Below are 16,090 nucleotides of genomic sequence, written 5' to 3'. Positions count from 1 at the left end.
GTTAAGCCTCTTTTTTAGTGTATTGCGACTACAGGGATACTGTAGCTGTTAAGTTATACAACAAATAAAATGACAAAAGGGAGTTTTTATGTACGCTGAAAAAACAGATTATGTGATTTGTTAAATAAAAGAAAACTATGAAAAATGCTGGTGTTGAAAATAATAAATTGTTGTATTATGATGTTGATAATAAAATATGGAGGTGTATTATGAAAGCACATAAATATTGGTCAATTGGAGCAATAGTTACAATGGTTGGAACTTTTTATACAGGATATAAAGGGTTAAAAGCAGCACACAAATACTTTGCGTTTGGCTCTCTGATATGCTTGATTATGGCAGTCTATTCTGGTCATAAAATGATTTCTGGCAATAAGAGGACAAGAAAACAGATGGAATTGAAAGAAGTGGAGGAATAAAATATGTTAGAAGTAGGAAAAAAAGCACCGGACTTTGAATTGCCGGATCAGAATGGAGAAATGCATAAATTAAGCGATTATGCAGGAAAAAAAGTGATCTTATATTTTTATCCAAAGGATAATACACCAGGATGTACGAAGCAGGCATGTGGCTTTTCTGAGCGTTATCCACAGTTTACTGAGAAGGGAGCTGTTATTCTCGGAGTAAGCAAGGACTCTGTAGCGTCTCACAAGAGATTTGAAGAAAAATATGGACTGGCATTTACGTTATTAGCAGATCCGGAGCGCAAAGTTATTGAAGCATATGATGTCTGGAAAGAAAAGAAAAATTATGGAAAAGTATCTATGGGTGTAGTAAGAACTACATATCTTATTGATGAGCAGGGAATCATTATAAAGGCAAATGATAAAGTCAAGGCGGCAGATGATCCTGAAAATATGCTTAAGGAATTGGCGTAATGAAGATTATTTTATCACCTGCAAAAAAGATGATTGTAGATACCGATAACTTAGTACCGGTTGAACTGCCTGTCTATATTGATAAGACAGCAGAAGTATTAAACTGGATGAAAAGCAAATCAAAAGAAGAACTGAAAGCTATCTGGAAATGTAATGACAAGATTGCAGAGAAGAACTTTAACAGATTGGAAAATATGGATCTTTATAACAGGCTTACTCCGGCTGTTTTAGCATATGAAGGGATTGCATTTCAATATATGGCACCATCTGTGTTTGAAATCCAGCAGTTTGAGTATTTGCAAAATCATTTAAGAATCCTGTCTGCGTTTTATGGCATTTTAAAACCAATGGATGGTGTGACTCCTTATCGTCTTGAAATGCAGGCAAAGGTTGGAATTGGAGATGCAAAAAATCTGTATGAGTACTGGAGAGACTTGTTATACCGCTCGGTAATCGATGACAGTAGGATTATCATTAATCTTGCATCAAAAGAATACTCAAAATGTATAGAAAAGTATCTGACACCACAGGACAGATATATTACGATTATATTTTGTGAGTTATCCGGAGATAAATTGGTGACAAAAGGTACCTATGCCAAGATGGCTCGTGGTGAAATGGTCAGATTCATAGCGGAAAATAATATTGAAAATCCGGTGGAGATTCAGAAATTTGACAGACTCGGATATTCGTTTAGGTCTGATTTATCTTCAGATTCAGAATATGTATTTGAACACAAAATAAAATAGTTATTCAGGTAAAAGATGCTCAGTTTGGCAACTTTTATAATAATGAGAATTATTCCTATTTTATTGACAACAGGATAATAGTGGTATATAATCCTTATTAAGAATTAATCCTAACAAGGAGGACAGATGACAAGTAGGAGAAATACCATTCAAAAAGATTTAGTACGAAACGCTGTGTATGAGATGAAAAGACACGTTACGGCAAATGAAGTGTATGAATTTATAAAAGAAGAATATCCAACAATTGGAAAAGGAACTGTATATAGAAATCTTGATATATTGGTAGAGGAAGGTGCATTAAGAAAGGTTGAAGTTCCGGATGGACCAAACCGATTTGATTTTACATTGAAAAATCATTACCATGTAAGATGTATAAAGTGCGGTGAAATTTTTGATGTGGATATGGATCAAATACCGGATTTGCTGGAAAGAATTCATAACACTCATGGAATTGAATTTGTGGATTATGATATTTCATTTAAAGGTATTTGCCCGAAATGCAGGGAGAAGGTAAAGGAGGAACAGTATGGATAGGAAAGCAATGTATAAGTTGAGTTATGGACTGTTTATATTGACCGCTAAAGAAGCATAAATGTATTAAGATAGGATTATACCAATGAAAGAAGAACTAAGTATAGATATCATCGGACTTGTAGGAGCCTGTTCTTATGCTTTGGACTGTATAGAAGCAGAGTTTGTAAATATCAAAAACAAACATGGAAAAAGAGTGGCTTATATAAGTATACGTATGGCAGAATATTGGAAAATTCAAGGTGATGAGTTACAAGATTTAGCCATGTGTGCTTTACTGCATGATAATGCTTTGACACAATATATTTCGGAAGAACTGAAAAAGGATTCCGTCATTAATTGTAAAAAAGATTTATCCGAGAAAAAAACAAATCTTCATTGTATTTATGGAGAAAAAAATATTACTAAAATTCCATTTAAAACAGATGTGTCAAATGTGATTTTGTATCATCATGAACATGCCGATGGAACAGGTCCTTTTCAAAAAAAGTGGAATGAAATTCCGTTGTTTGCAAGGATTATTCATCTTGCAGATACCATTGATATTATAGGAAATAACACAGGATCTGGAAATAACAGTTGGAATTTTATATGTCAGTTTCTTTTGAAAAATAAGGATGGATTATTCGATTCAGAATGTGTGAATGCCTTTTTTCATGCATTCACACATTTCGAATCTTTTACGTGTTTAAGTGATAATTCTTTTGAAATGAAGCTATGGGAGATTATCCCAAGACAAAAACAGGTTTTCGATTGGAAAACGTGTAAAAATGTCGCAGATTTTTTTGCGAAGATTGTAGATTATAAATCTTCTTTTACAAGCAGACATTCTATAGGAGTGGCTGAAAAAGCAGCTCTTTTTGCTCAATATATAGGATTTGATTCTATTAATGTGCAAAAAATGTATCTGGCTGGTGCACTGCATGATATTGGGAAAATGGCAGTAGACAATGAAATTTTAGAAAAACCGGATAAGCTTACGGATGATGAATTTTCAAAAATGAAGAATCATGCTGGTTATACATATATTATATTATCAGAAGTTGAAGATTTTGAAGAAATACGAGATTGGGCGTCTTTCCATCATGAAAAATTAAATGGAAAAGGGTATCCTTTTGGAAAAACCGCAGCTGAATTAAATGAACCGGAACGTATTATGGCATGTATTGATATTTATCAGGCATTAACCGAGGACAGACCATATAAGAAAGGTTTATCGCACGAAAAAACGTGTGAGATGCTCGATGACATGGCACAGAAAGGTTTTGTTGATTTTGATATTTCCAAGAAAATTAGGGAATGTTTTGGTGGAATTTAACATTAAAAACGAGAAAATATAGGAAATTTATGAGAAATGCTTTTGCCTATTATGATCAGATAGTATAGAACATGTTCATAAAACAAATAAAACTGAAAGTAGAATTAATTTATGTATGAAATGAAACCAGAACAATATTTATGAATTAGGCTGAACGCATGGATGCTATCCTGTATTGCACAGGTGGCATCCATTTTGTCTTTGTATAGCTGTATTTGGAATTATTTATTATTTCGTGCCATTTGTTACAAAAAGCCGTGACAAGATAAATGTATCTTGATATAATTAAAGAAATAATTGTTGTAAAAAGCAGAGTATAGAGATTTGCGTTAAGTAATTTATTAAGTATCATTTTATAAAAGCGTGATTTTTACAGAATGGAGATAAAAGTATGATGTTAGAAAAAGGGCTGGAGAAAGATAAAATAGAAGCTGAAGCATTCTCTGAAAAAATGAAGCGATATTAATGAAGATAATTACATATCAGTGCCAAACAAATAACCTGAATTAATAAAGAATAGGTGGATAACAAAGTGAACATAACAGTGTATTTAGGAGCTAACAAAGGCATAGATGATACATTTTCAATAGCTGTAAGGGAACTTGGAAAATGGATAGGAGCAAATGGACACACTTTAATATATGGTGGTTCTAAGACAGGGCTTATGGGCGAACTTGCAGAAAGTGTGCTTATGGAAGGTGGCAGAGTAACCGGCGTTGAGCCACAGTTCTTTGTAGAGGCAGAAGTTCAGTATGACGAGATAACAGAACTGATTGTAACTAAAGATATGACAGAGAGAAAGACAAAGATGATAGAACTTGGTGATGCTTTTATAGCATTTCCGGGTGGAACAGGTACGCTTGAAGAGATAACTGAAGTTATGTCAAAGTTATCTCTTAACCAGCTTTCAGCACCGTGCATATTCTACAATCTTAATGGATATTATGACAGTATTAAAGAATTTCTGTCTCATATGATTGCAATGGGATTGTCAACTAATGAACGTCAGAAAGATATATATTTTGCATCTGACTTAACAGAAGTCGTGGCTGTTTTATCCCATTTTTAGAAAGGTTTGCTGATATATAAGAACTGGTATTATTAAAACATAAGAAATGCACAGTTTGAGTAACCAGCAATAAAATATTATTATGGTATTGCATTAAAATAGCGTGGCAGAGTATAGTATTAAGCATAATACATAAGGAGACAGATGTAATGGAGAACAGTTACAGGTATTTTAAGAATGACCAGTGTAAGTATTACCCTTGCCATAAGATAGAAGAAGGGCAGGATTTTAACTGCCTTTTTTGTTATTGTCCTATGAATTGTTATGACGACTGTCCTGGTACGCCTAATTATATAACAAGAGATAGTGGCAGACGGATAAAGGATTGTACGAATTGTACATTTCCACATATTCCTGAAAATTATGATTATATAATACAATTTTTATCAAAAAAGATGAGATAAAGGGTAAGAAAGACGATGAAGAAAGCTATTTTAATTGTAAGTTTTGGAACAACTTATACAGATACAAGAACTAAGAATATTACAGCTATTAAGCAACAGGTAAGTATGCTTTATCCGGATACAATTGTAGAAGAGGCAGTATCAAGCACAATTGTAAGAAAGCATATGCAGGAGAAGGAATATATTAATGCGAAAAGTCCGCTTGAGGCACTTATAAGCTTAAAAGAGCAGGACGTAACACAGGTTGTTGTATTTCCAACACACGTAATAGACGGAATTGAGAATAACCAGATGAAAAATGCAGTAGAGGAGTGCAGGCATTTATTTGATAAGATAGTTGTAGCTGATGCACTTTTGGCAAATGCTGATGATTATACAGATGTTGCCAAGGCTTTGTGGGAGTCGTTAAAAGAGCTTACTGGTAATTCAGTATTGATATTTATGGGACACGGAACAGAGCATATGGCTGACAGCAGTTACAGGGTAATGGAACAGGCATTAAGGGCATATGCCAGAAAGCCTGTCTATATTGCGACAGTCGAGGGAAAGAGAACAATTCAAGATGTAATTAACGATATGAGAGAAGAAGGAATTGTCAATACTGGCGTTTTTCTTGCACCGCTTATGTTAGTTGCAGGTGACCACGCTAATAATGATATGGCAGGAGATGATGAGTCCTTTGCCACTATATTAAAAGCTAATGGATACACACCACAATGTGTTATAAAGGGTATAGGTGAATATCCAGCAGTACGTCAGGTGTATTTATCACATTTGCAAAAGGCAGTGAAAGCATTAGAAAATGTATCAGATACAGATAATTTGCCTGATAAAAAGAGTGGAATATTATATGGCATTGGAGTGGGTACAGGCAATCCTAAGCAGATGACATTACAGGAACTGGAAGTGATTAAGTCGTGCGATTTAATAGTTATTCCAGCAGTATCCAAGGAAGAATGTTATGCGTACCGCATAGCAGAGCAGGCTTGTAGTGAAATTTCCACGAAGCCAGTTTTGTGTATGCCGTTTCCTATGATTAAGGATGAAGGAAAGCTTGAAATTTCACATAATAAGATATATGAAGCAATTGAAGAATATCTTTATCAGGGTAAGAAGATTGGAATGATTACAATCGGAGACCCAAGCATATATTCTACATATATGTATATGCATAAGCGTGCGAGGGCTAATGGATGGAGGGCTGAGATAGTAAGCGGAGTTCCGTCATTTTGTGCTGTTGCGGCAAGGCTTGGCATATCTTTAGGCGAGAAGGGCGAAGAGATACATATTATTCCATCATCAGATAATATAGAGAATACATTTTCATATAACGGAACACTTATATATATGAAGTCAGGAAGAGGTCTTAAGCAGTTAGTTAAGGCACTGCGCGCACGACAGGAAGCAGGAGAAATGTATGAGATAAATGCAGTATCTAACTGTGGAATGGATAGTGAAAAAGTATATCACAGCCTTGAAGAACTTGAAAATGCTGATGTATATCTCACAACCGTTATAGTAAAAAGAAAAAAGAAAAACAATTGAAATTAATAATTGCATTTCTAGTAATAATATGAAATAATGAACGCTGGATATAAATCCAGATGATAACGAAATAATCACTGTAAGCGAAGTACGATAAGTATTTCAGGGAATCAGGTGTGAATCCTGAACAGTTCCGCTGCTGTATACAGGGAGGCGATATCCATATATGCCACTGGAATAAGCTTTATATAAGCTGTTCTGGGAAGGCGGATATTGCTTATGATCTGTGAGTCAGAAGACCGGCTTACAGGCAGAGTTATAATAGTCGTTGCGAGAACAACAGACTATTGTTTTTTATGCAATAGGAAATCCTTTGGAATTTCCTATTGCATAAAAAGCCCTCCGGGCAGGTTCGCACTGCGGCGGTAATGTAGATGCCGCTAAAGCGTCCCGCCGCAGGCGAAGAATCCTGCGAAGCAGGATTCTTTCTTAGGCAATTAGGAAGTTTTATTCCGGATAGTGCAAGACACATATGTGTCTGTTCCTTTTCTGCTGATAATAACGTAATCATCAAAGTACTTCATAAGAAAAGAAAAGGAGAACGAAAATGAAGAAAAAAAGATTTCTGTCACTTCTGCTCACAATCGTAATGCTTGTGTCTACACTTGCAATGAGTGGATGTGGTACACAGAACCAGTCAGCTAATGGTAACTATGATGGAGAACTTGTGTATGACCATTCCATGGAATTACAGTATGCAAAGCTTTTCTCTGTAGATTATTACAAGGGCGGTTATAAGCTTATTACAATAACTAACAGAGATGAAGATACGGCAATTGTATCTAAGCAGTCAAAGCTTTTACTTGTTCCAGAGGGAATGTCTACACCATCAGGAATCGATTCTGACACTGTAGTATTAAATGCACCTGTAACTAATATGCTTGTATCATCTACACCAGTAACATCACTTATGAGCGCAAGTGATTGTCTTGACAGCATAAGCCAGGTTACTTACGAAAAGAAATCGTGGTATATAGATGCAGTTAAGCAGGCATTTGATGATGGAAAGCTTACTTATGTTGGCGATTACAAAGCACCTGATTATGAAACAATAATAGCAGGAGCACCAACACTTGCAATATTCTCAACAATGCTTACAAGTGTTCCAGATGTAGCAGAGAAGTTAAAGGAATTAGGAATTAACTATATATTGGACCAGTCTACATATGAAGATCATCCATTAGGAAGAGTAGAATGGGCTAAGCTTTATGCGGCACTTTGTGATAAAGAAGAGTCTGCAACACAGATGTATAATGCACAGGCAGCATATGTAGATACTCTTTCAAAGGCTGAAAATACAGGTAAGTCAGTTGCAGTATTCTACATTACATCTAAGGGCAAGCTTTATGTAAGAAATGCAGGAGATTATCTTGCACAGATGGTAAATATAGCAGGTGGTAATTATGTGTTCTCTGACCTTAATACAGATAAGACAGGAACACAGGAGATGGGTATCGAAAGCTTTTATGAGAAAGCCAAAGATGCAGATTATGTAATCTATGTATGGAATCTTGGCGGTAAGCCATCAACACTTAGTGATTTCACAGGTTATAACAGTGTTCTTTCTGATTTAAAGGCTGTTAAGGATGGAAATGTATGGTGTACAACACCAGATTTCTTCCAGATTGCAGATACAATCGGAAGTATGATTAACGATATCAACCTTATGTTAAATGCTGATTCCAATACAACAGAGCTTACATATTTAAAGAAGTTAAAATAAAATGATGAGTGAGGTATACTCACTTAAAAATCTATTTATAAAAGAGACTGTCACATTAAGATATAATATGACTACTTCGTAGTCACTTAGAAGTTTCTTCGAAACTTCATATGCGTGGAAAATCAACGCATGGCATAAGCTATAATATGACTACTTCGTAGTCACTTAGAAGTTTCTTCGAAACTTCGGATGCGTGGAAAATCAACGCAGGGCATATGATATAATATGACTACTTTGTAGCCACAATGCACTGAAAACCGTGCAGAGCATATGGTATTATACTTAATGGGGCAGTCATTTTGCAATAATATTAAAAATGCAATGATATTAGAATTACAATAATATTAGAAATGCAATAATATTAAAAATTACAATAATAACGCAAATTGCAGTAATTATCAGAATGGAGAAAATATGCAGATAAAACAGATACTCCGCTACCAGCTTGTATATATACTGCTTGCAGTATTACTTGTTGTGGCGGTTATATTAAATATTAATACAGGTAATATCCATATATCTCCTGCGAGAATTTTCAGAATTATATTCTTAAAGGGTGATATGGGAACACCTGAATACAATATTATCTGGAAAATACGACTTCCACGATTATGTATGGCGGCTATTTTGGGCGGTGCTTTGTCATTGTCAGGATTTCTGTTACAGACATTTTTCAGAAATCCAATAGCAGGACCATTCGTGCTTGGGATTTCATCTGGTGCGAAAATGTTTGTTGCAATCACAATGATATTTCTTTTAAAGTATGTATCAGGTATGCCGCTCTGGGCACAGGTTGCGGCGGCATTTGTCGGTTCACTGCTTGCAATGCTTTATGTACTTATATTTGCTAATAAAGTTAAGAGCATGTCTATGCTCCTGGTTGTGGGAATTATGATTAGCTATATATGTTCTGCAATAACAGACCTTTGTATTACATTTGCGAATGATTCAGACATTGCCAATCTCACACACTGGGCTATGGGAAGCTTTTCAGGAAGTTCGTGGCCAACAGTAAAGCTTGCGGCTGTAGTTGTATTTCCAACAGCAGTTATTACATTTCTTTTTTCTAAGCCAATCAGCGCTTATCTTTTAGGTGAGGGATATGCGCAGAGTATGGGAATTAATATAAAGTTCTTCAGGGTATGTATTGTACTGCTTTCGAGCCTCCTTTCAGCTTGTGTTACAGCACTGGCGGGTCCTATATCGTTCGTTGGAATTGCAGTTCCACATATTACAAGATTATCACTTAAGACAACAAAGCCGATTGTTACAATTCCTGCAATATTCTTATGCGGTTCGGTGTTTTGTATGTTCTGTGACCTTATTGCAAGAACAATATTCTCACCATCAGAGCTTGCGATAGGAACAGTTACAGCAGTATTTGGTGCACCAGTTGTTATATGGCTTATGGTAAAGCAGAAGAGATAATTGTTGTAAGGAAATGGAAAGTGGAGAAATATATGGAACAGATATATGTACAGACAGAGGATTTATGTGTAGGTTATCATAAAAAAGTGCTTCTGTCAGATATAGCACTTAAGGTTAATAAAGGTGAAATCCTCGTATTAATCGGACCTAATGGTGCAGGAAAGTCTACAATAATAAAGAATCTTATAAAGGAAATGAGTCCTATAGGTGGCAATATATATATAAAAGGCAGGAAAATAAGCGATTACACAAGTAAAGAATACGCTAAGACTATGTCTGTTGTGCTTACAGAAAAGATTAAGACCGAGATGATGACGTGCCGTGATGTTGTCGCAATGGGAAGATATCCGTACACTAATTATTTTGGAAGACTTACCAAAGAAGATGAACAAATAGTAAATGAGTCATTAAAGAAGGTATCAGCAATTGATATAGCAGATAATGATTTTTCACAGATTAGTGATGGACAGCGCCAGAGAATTATGCTTGCAAGGGCAATATGCCAGAAGCCTGAGGTCATAGTGCTTGATGAGCCGACTTCATTTCTTGACATAAGACATAAAATTGAGCTTCTGGATATACTGCAGGAGATGGCTGTTAATGATAATGTCGCCGTTATTGTATCTTTACACGAAATAGAACTTGCGGCTAAGATAGCAGACTATGTTATGTGTGTTGGTGCAGATAGAAAGATAGAATTTGGAAGACCAGAAAAGATATTTACAGATGAACGCATAAGCAGGCTTTACGGATTAACACACGGAACGTATAATTGTATGTATGGAAGTACAGAATTAAAGAAGCCGGAGGGTACACCGAAGGTATTCGTAGCTGGCGGTGCTGGAACTGGAATATTAATATACAGGGAATTACAGCGTATTGGTATTGCATTTACAGCAGGGATTCTTTATGAAAATGACTGTGATTATCCGATAGCCAAAGCACTGGCGGCAGATATTGTCACAGAGAAAATGTTTGAGCCTATAGGAAAAGAGACATTAGATAAAGCCTGTAAAAGAATTGATGAGGCAGATTATGTTATAGATACAGGCTGTCCAATCGGCAGTATTAACAGTGCAATGAAAGAATTATTAGATTACGCAGAAAAGAAGAATAAGAGAATTCTTACAAAGCCAGACATAGATACAATGAAATCATTATTCTAAGGAGAATAGATATTATGAAACCAATGGATATTGAAAAAGAGTCATTTGCAATAATCGAGAAAGAACTGACAACTGATATTCCAGCTGAATATAAGCCGGTTGTCAAACGTGTTATTCATACAACGGCGGACTTCTCGTACGAAACAAGTATGACATTTTCCAAAGGAGTTATTGAGGAAGCACTTAAAGCTATTAAAGAAGGTGTGGATATTGTTACAGATACCAATATGGCGAAGTCAGGAATAAGCCACAAAATGGCAGAGAAGTTTTCTTGTTCGCTTAATTGTTATATGGCAGACAGTGATGTTGCCAGTGAAGCGGCAAAGCGTGAGGTTACAAGAGCAACAGTCAGCGTGGAGAAGGCGGCAAAGGATAATCCAGACTGTATTATGGTTGTAGGCAATGCGCCAACAGCTCTTATGAGAATAAGAGAGCTTTATGATGAGGGCATATTTGTGCCAAGACTTGTTATTGGAGTTCCAGTTGGTTTCGTAAATGTAGCCAGTGCAAAGGAAGAAATTATAGAAAGCGGAATGTCATATATAGTAGCAAGGGGCAGAAAGGGCGGAAGCAATGTTGCCGCCGCAATTATGAATGCACTGTTCTATATGGCGGCAGATGATGATAAAGAGTGGCGCAGATGTTAGAAAGATATGTATACAAAAATCAAAAGAAAATGCGCTGCGGATATACAACAGGAACCTGTGCCTGTGCCGCCGCCAAAGCTGCGGCATATATGCTTCTGTCAGGCAGGGAAGTAAAAGAGATTAAAGTGATAACTCCTATGGGAGTATCACTTACACTTCCAGTTATTGACATAGATATTAAAGAGGATAAGGTAATATGTGCAATTAAGAAAGACAGTGGGGATGACCCTGATGTGACCAATGGAATAAAGATATATGCACAGGTTACTTATGTTAAAGAAGATATAATGAGAACTATAAATACTGACGGGGTAATTGTAGATGGTGGAATAGGAGTAGGACGTGTTACTAAGAAGGGCTTGAAATGTGCTGTTGGAGAAGCGGCAATCAATCCAGTACCTCTTAAGATGATTAAAGAGGCGGTAGCAGAGGCAGCAGAAAGTTATTCTTATGAGGGAAGCCTTAAAGTTATAATATCAGCACCCAAAGGAGTTGATATTGCCAAGAAGACGTTTAATCCGAACCTTGGAATTACAGGGGGCATATCAATTCTTGGAACAACAGGAATTGTAGAGCCTATGAGTGAACAGGCACTTATTGATACAATTAAGACAGAGATTAATATGCACATAGCACAGGGAGAGAAAGTGCTTCTTGTTGCACCGGGTAATTATGGACAGGATTTTCTGCTTAATACACTTAATATTGAGCTGAAAAGAAGCATAAAATGCAGTAATTATATTGGCGATACAATAGATATGGTGTGTGATGCAGGTGCTAAGGCAATGCTTCTTGTGGGGCATATAGGAAAGCTTGTAAAATTAGGTGCAGGAATAATGAATACACATTCCAAAGTGGCAGACGGACGAATGGAAGTTCTGTCAGCCTGTGCAATAAGGGCAGGTGCAGATAATGATACAGCATTAAAGATACTTGATTGTATTACGACAGAGGCGGCACTTGAAATTTTGAAGAAATCAGACATACTAGAGAAGACTATGTATCAGCTTACGCTTCGTATAGAAGATGTATTGCAAAGAAGAAGCAGTGGCAAGATAGTAATTGGAGCAATTGTATTTTCAAATGAATATGGAATATTAGGGAAAACACCGGCGGCAGATAAGCTGTTGGAACTTATAAAAAGCAGTTAAAAATCATAAAAAGCAGTTAAATTGTGAATTATGTATGATAGACATAAATTATGAATTAATATAGAGCAGACACAGGAGAATAAATATGGTAAAAATAGTCGGAGCAGGACCGGGAGCGAAGGATTTAATTACAGTCAGAGGTATGCGTATGCTTAATGAAGCGGATGTAATTATATACGCAGGTTCACTTGTAAATGAGGAATTATTAGAGTATGCAAAGAAGGATTGTGAGATATATAACAGTGCATATATGAACCTCAGGGAAGTTATTGATGTGATTGTAAAAGCAGAGGGCGAGGGAAAGAATATAGTGCGCCTTCATACAGGAGATCCGTCATTATATGGTGCAATAAGAGAGCAGATTGAAGAACTTGCCAAATACGGAATTACCTGTGAGATATGTCCTGGAGTGAGCAGTTTCCTTGCAGCTGCATCGGCAGTTAAATGTGAGTATACAGTTCCAGATGTAGCACAGACAGTAATTATTACAAGAATGCCGGGCAGAACCCCGGTTCCAGATAATGAGAGCATAGCAAAGCTTGCACAGCACGGTACATCAATGGCTGTATTCTTAAGCTCATCACATTTAGAGGAACTTAAAGAAGAATTATATAAAGGAGCATTTACACCAGACACGCCTTGTGCGTTATGTTATAAGGTAAGCTGGGAAGATGAGAAATGCATACGCACAACATTGAAAGATCTTGACAGTGAAGCAAGGAAAGCAGGCATTACAAGAACTGCACTTGTATTGGTCGGGGAATTTCTTGGGGACAAATATAGTTTTTCTAAATTGTATGACCCAGAGTTCACTACGGAGTATAGAAAATGAGAACAATTATAATAACCTTCACACACGAGGGGATGAAGGTAGCAAAGAAAGCCAGTGAGGCAATGGACGGTGAAGTAATAATATACTGTCACCAAAGATGTGCAGATACTTATAAGAATGAGGCAGTACCATTTGTGGCGGTTGGAAGTGTTATAAAGAGCGAGTTTGCAGTAAGTGACAGAATATTATTTGTGTGTGCTGTTGCAATAGCTGTAAGAACTATAGCACCATACCTTAAAAGCAAGGTTACAGACCCGGCGGTGCTTGTTGCAGATGAGGGCGGAAAGTATCTTATATCACTTCTATCAGGTCATATTGGCAGAGCTAATGAGTGGTGCAGTAAGCTTGCTGTCAGGATAGGTGCAATGCCGGTAATTACTACAGCGACCGATGCAAGAGGAATGTTTGCAGTTGATATATTTGCCACGGAACATAATATGAGAATAGTTAATCCGGTTATGATAAAAGACATATCAGGCAGGATATTAAATAATGAGCCTGTTGGAATAACAGGCAATGATAAATATAAGAACCTGTTAAAAGTAACAGAAGAACGCTGGAACGGACAGATTAAATATACTGATAATAGTAATAATGAGTATGAAAGCGGTGTACAGATAATTACAGGCAAAGACGATAAAATAGTATTTAAGCGCACATTAAAGCTTGTACCACAGGAGCTTGCTGTAGGAATTGGCTGTAAAAAAGGCAAGTCAGCACATGAAATAGAGCGGGCTGTTAAGAAAACATTTGATAAAGCAGGGCTTTTGCTGGAAGCAATTGCTGTTGTGGCTTCGGTTGACAGAAAAGCAGATGAAGCAGGAATAATTGAATTTGCAAGAAAATGTAAAGTGCCATATAAGACATATACGCCTGAATATTTAAGAGATGTTGAAGGTGACTTTGTATCTTCAGCTTTTGTTGAAGAACAGATAGGTGTAGGAAATGTATGTGAACGCAGTGCGGGTGCCGCGTCTTCTGGTGGAGAAAAGCTTGTAGGAAAGACAGCAGATAACGGAGTTACAGTAGCTATTTACAGAGTGGCACAGAAAAATAAGGAGTAGATTATGCTTAGGATAGTAGGTTTTGGAAGCGGAGCAAAAGATAATATGACACTGGAGGCATCAGTCGCAATAGCTGGTGCTGACCTGATAGTTGGATATACTACATATGTTGATATATTAAAGCAGTATTTTCCAGATAAAGAGTACTATTCAACTAATATGATGCAGGAAAAGGAACGCTGTCAGTATGCAATAGATACAGCTAAAGAAGGAAAAGAGGTAGTGCTTGTATGCAGTGGAGATAGCGGTATATATGGTATGGCAAGCCTTGTATATGAGCTTGCAGAGGATAATCTGGATATTAAGGTTATATCAGGTGTAACAGCCGCAAGCAGTGGTTCAGCCTGCCTTGGTGCACCATTGTCACACGATTTTGCGGTTATCAGCTTAAGTGACTGTATGACACCTTGGGAGCTTATTAAGAAAAGAATAAAGGCGATGGCTGACAGCGATATGGTAATGTGCATATATAACCCATCAAGCCGCAGAAGAAGCGGATATTTAAAGGAAGCCTGCGATATTGTATTAAAGGTACAGTCACCGGATACAGTGTGCGGTTATGTAAGAAACATAGGAAGAGAGAACGAAACTACAGGAATTCTTACATTAAAGGAGCTTGCGGATTTTAAAGCGGATATGTTTACAACAATATACATAGGCAACAGCCATACTAAGGTAATTAATGGGAAAATGGTTACACCAAGAGGATATAAGGTTGTATGAGAAAGACGATAATGCTTTTTGCGGGGACAACAGAGGGCAGAAAGTTATGTGAATATCTTACAGGAAAGAACTGTGACACTTATGTATATGTAACGACTGAATATGGCAGGGAATTACTGCCGCAGGCTGATAATGTGCATATACATACTGGTAGAATGGATGAGGCTGATATGCTAAAGGAGTTAGAAGCTAAAAAGCCATATATAGTTATTGATGCCACGCACCCATATGCTACACAGGTTACACATAATATTAAAAATGTGTGTGACAGCAAGAACATTTCTTATGTGAGGGTATTAAGGGAAGATAATGACAAAAAGCCAGAGTTTAAGTCAGATAACATTACATATGTTAAGTCAATAAAAGATGTAGTAGAACTACTTAACAGTGAACAGCATAATAGTAAAAATATTCTTATGACGACAGGCAGTAAGAATATACCAGAGTATGTCTATATTACAGATTATAAAGAGAGAGTATATTTAAGGCTTCTTCCTAATCCTGAAATGTTACAGAGTGCAATAGAAGCAGGGATTATGCCGTCACATTTAATAGGTATGCAGGGACCATTTTCACAGGAATTAAATGAGGCAGTAATAAGACAGTTTAATATAGGTGTTCTTGTGACAAAGGAGTCTGGCAGTAATGGCGGATATGAAGAAAAGGTGTCTGCCACAGAGAATACAGGCATTGACTGTATAGTAATAAAACGTCCAGTAGAAGAAAATGGAGTAAGCCTGCCAGAGCTTATTAAATATCTTAAGACAAAAGGGTTATAAAGCCTAAAAGCTATGTGGTTTTAGAGTTATAAAGTTTTAGGAAAATGGCTGTCTATAATGTTAATGAATTAAGGTGGAGTGAA

At 36.7% G+C, this 16,090-nt stretch carries 17 protein-coding genes and 1 riboswitch; all 17 genes read left to right on the top strand.

The genetic code is table 11. The features are described from left to right. The first annotated feature begins 209 nt into the window (after positions 1–209). Positions 210–419 (top strand): DUF6219 family protein, encoded by a 210-nt coding sequence (locus C7390_RS02025; protein ID WP_116443514.1) that lies wholly within the window; start codon positions 210–212, stop codon positions 417–419. Between the two features lie 3 nt (positions 420–422). Further along, a complete protein-coding gene (bcp, locus tag C7390_RS02020) occupies positions 423–878 on the top strand; it encodes a thioredoxin-dependent thiol peroxidase (protein WP_005604299.1) in 456 nt (151 codons plus the stop codon). After that, a complete protein-coding gene (gene yaaA / locus C7390_RS02015; RefSeq protein ID WP_116443513.1) occupies positions 878–1,627 on the top strand; it encodes a peroxide stress protein YaaA in 750 nt (249 codons plus the stop codon). The genes bcp and yaaA overlap by 1 nt, the downstream gene beginning before the upstream one ends. A 126-nt stretch (positions 1,628–1,753) precedes the next feature. Then, positions 1,754–2,161: a Fur family transcriptional regulator gene (locus tag C7390_RS02010; RefSeq protein ID WP_055174441.1), complete on the top strand. Its 408-nt coding sequence runs from the start codon at positions 1,754–1,756 to the stop codon at positions 2,159–2,161. An 82-nt stretch (positions 2,162–2,243) separates the two neighbouring features. Beyond that, positions 2,244–3,476, top strand: coding sequence for an HD-GYP domain-containing protein (locus C7390_RS02000; protein WP_090141215.1), 1,233 nt, complete (start codon positions 2,244–2,246; stop codon positions 3,474–3,476). Between the two features lie 532 nt (positions 3,477–4,008). Further along, complete coding sequence (locus C7390_RS01995) at positions 4,009–4,545, top strand: LOG family protein (RefSeq protein ID WP_090141213.1); 537 nt, start codon at positions 4,009–4,011, stop codon at positions 4,543–4,545. A 149-nt stretch (positions 4,546–4,694) separates the two neighbouring features. Beyond that, positions 4,695–4,949 (top strand): cysteine-rich small domain-containing protein, encoded by a 255-nt coding sequence (locus tag C7390_RS01990; protein ID WP_022502067.1) that lies wholly within the window; start codon positions 4,695–4,697, stop codon positions 4,947–4,949. A gap of 15 nt (positions 4,950–4,964) precedes the next feature. Continuing rightward, positions 4,965–6,494: a precorrin-2 C(20)-methyltransferase gene (cobI, locus tag C7390_RS01985; RefSeq protein WP_116443512.1), complete on the top strand. Its 1,530-nt coding sequence runs from the start codon at positions 4,965–4,967 to the stop codon at positions 6,492–6,494. Positions 6,495–6,558: 64 nt separating this feature from the next. Beyond that, a riboswitch (cobalamin riboswitch) is annotated at positions 6,559–6,756 on the top strand. Positions 6,757–7,041: 285 nt separating this feature from the next. Continuing rightward, positions 7,042–8,217 carry an ABC transporter substrate-binding protein gene (locus C7390_RS01980; protein ID WP_090141209.1) on the top strand — a complete coding sequence of 392 codons (1,176 nt, stop codon included), beginning with the start codon at positions 7,042–7,044 and terminating at the stop codon, positions 8,215–8,217. A 414-nt stretch (positions 8,218–8,631) separates the two neighbouring features. Next, positions 8,632–9,645, top strand: coding sequence for a FecCD family ABC transporter permease (locus C7390_RS01975; protein WP_022502064.1), 1,014 nt, complete (start codon positions 8,632–8,634; stop codon positions 9,643–9,645). 32 nt (positions 9,646–9,677) lie between these two features. Beyond that, positions 9,678–10,811, top strand: a complete 1,134-nt coding sequence (locus C7390_RS01970) for an ABC transporter ATP-binding protein (RefSeq protein WP_116443569.1) — start codon at positions 9,678–9,680, stop codon at positions 10,809–10,811. Positions 10,812–10,825: 14 nt separating this feature from the next. Then, complete coding sequence (locus C7390_RS01965; RefSeq protein ID WP_022502062.1) at positions 10,826–11,458, top strand: precorrin-8X methylmutase; 633 nt, start codon at positions 10,826–10,828, stop codon at positions 11,456–11,458. Then, the gene (gene cbiD, locus C7390_RS01960; RefSeq protein ID WP_055306532.1) at positions 11,452–12,609 is read left to right on the top strand and encodes a cobalt-precorrin-5B (C(1))-methyltransferase CbiD; all 1,158 of its coding nucleotides are present in this window, start codon (positions 11,452–11,454) and stop codon (positions 12,607–12,609) included. The genes C7390_RS01965 and cbiD overlap by 7 nt, the downstream gene beginning before the upstream one ends. Before the next feature lie 85 nt (positions 12,610–12,694). Further along, the gene (cobM, locus tag C7390_RS01955) at positions 12,695–13,441 is read left to right on the top strand and encodes a precorrin-4 C(11)-methyltransferase (protein WP_090141206.1); all 747 of its coding nucleotides are present in this window, start codon (positions 12,695–12,697) and stop codon (positions 13,439–13,441) included. Further along, positions 13,438–14,505 carry a cobalt-precorrin 5A hydrolase gene (locus C7390_RS01950; RefSeq protein WP_055174454.1) on the top strand — a complete coding sequence of 356 codons (1,068 nt, stop codon included), beginning with the start codon at positions 13,438–13,440 and terminating at the stop codon, positions 14,503–14,505. The genes cobM and C7390_RS01950 overlap by 4 nt, the downstream gene beginning before the upstream one ends. A gap of 3 nt (positions 14,506–14,508) precedes the next feature. Further along, positions 14,509–15,228: a precorrin-3B C(17)-methyltransferase gene (cobJ, locus tag C7390_RS01945; RefSeq protein WP_116443511.1), complete on the top strand. Its 720-nt coding sequence runs from the start codon at positions 14,509–14,511 to the stop codon at positions 15,226–15,228. Continuing rightward, a complete protein-coding gene (cobK, locus tag C7390_RS01940) occupies positions 15,225–16,007 on the top strand; it encodes a precorrin-6A reductase (RefSeq protein ID WP_022502057.1) in 783 nt (260 codons plus the stop codon). Before cobJ ends, cobK begins: the two co-directional genes overlap by 4 nt. Positions 16,008–16,090 lie beyond the last annotated feature (83 nt).

Source organism: Bacteroides galacturonicus, from assembly GCF_003096855.1.
Lineage (GTDB): Bacteria > Bacillota > Clostridia > Lachnospirales > Lachnospiraceae > Lachnospira > Lachnospira rogosae.
This window is presented reverse-complemented; position numbering and strand designations above follow the sequence as displayed.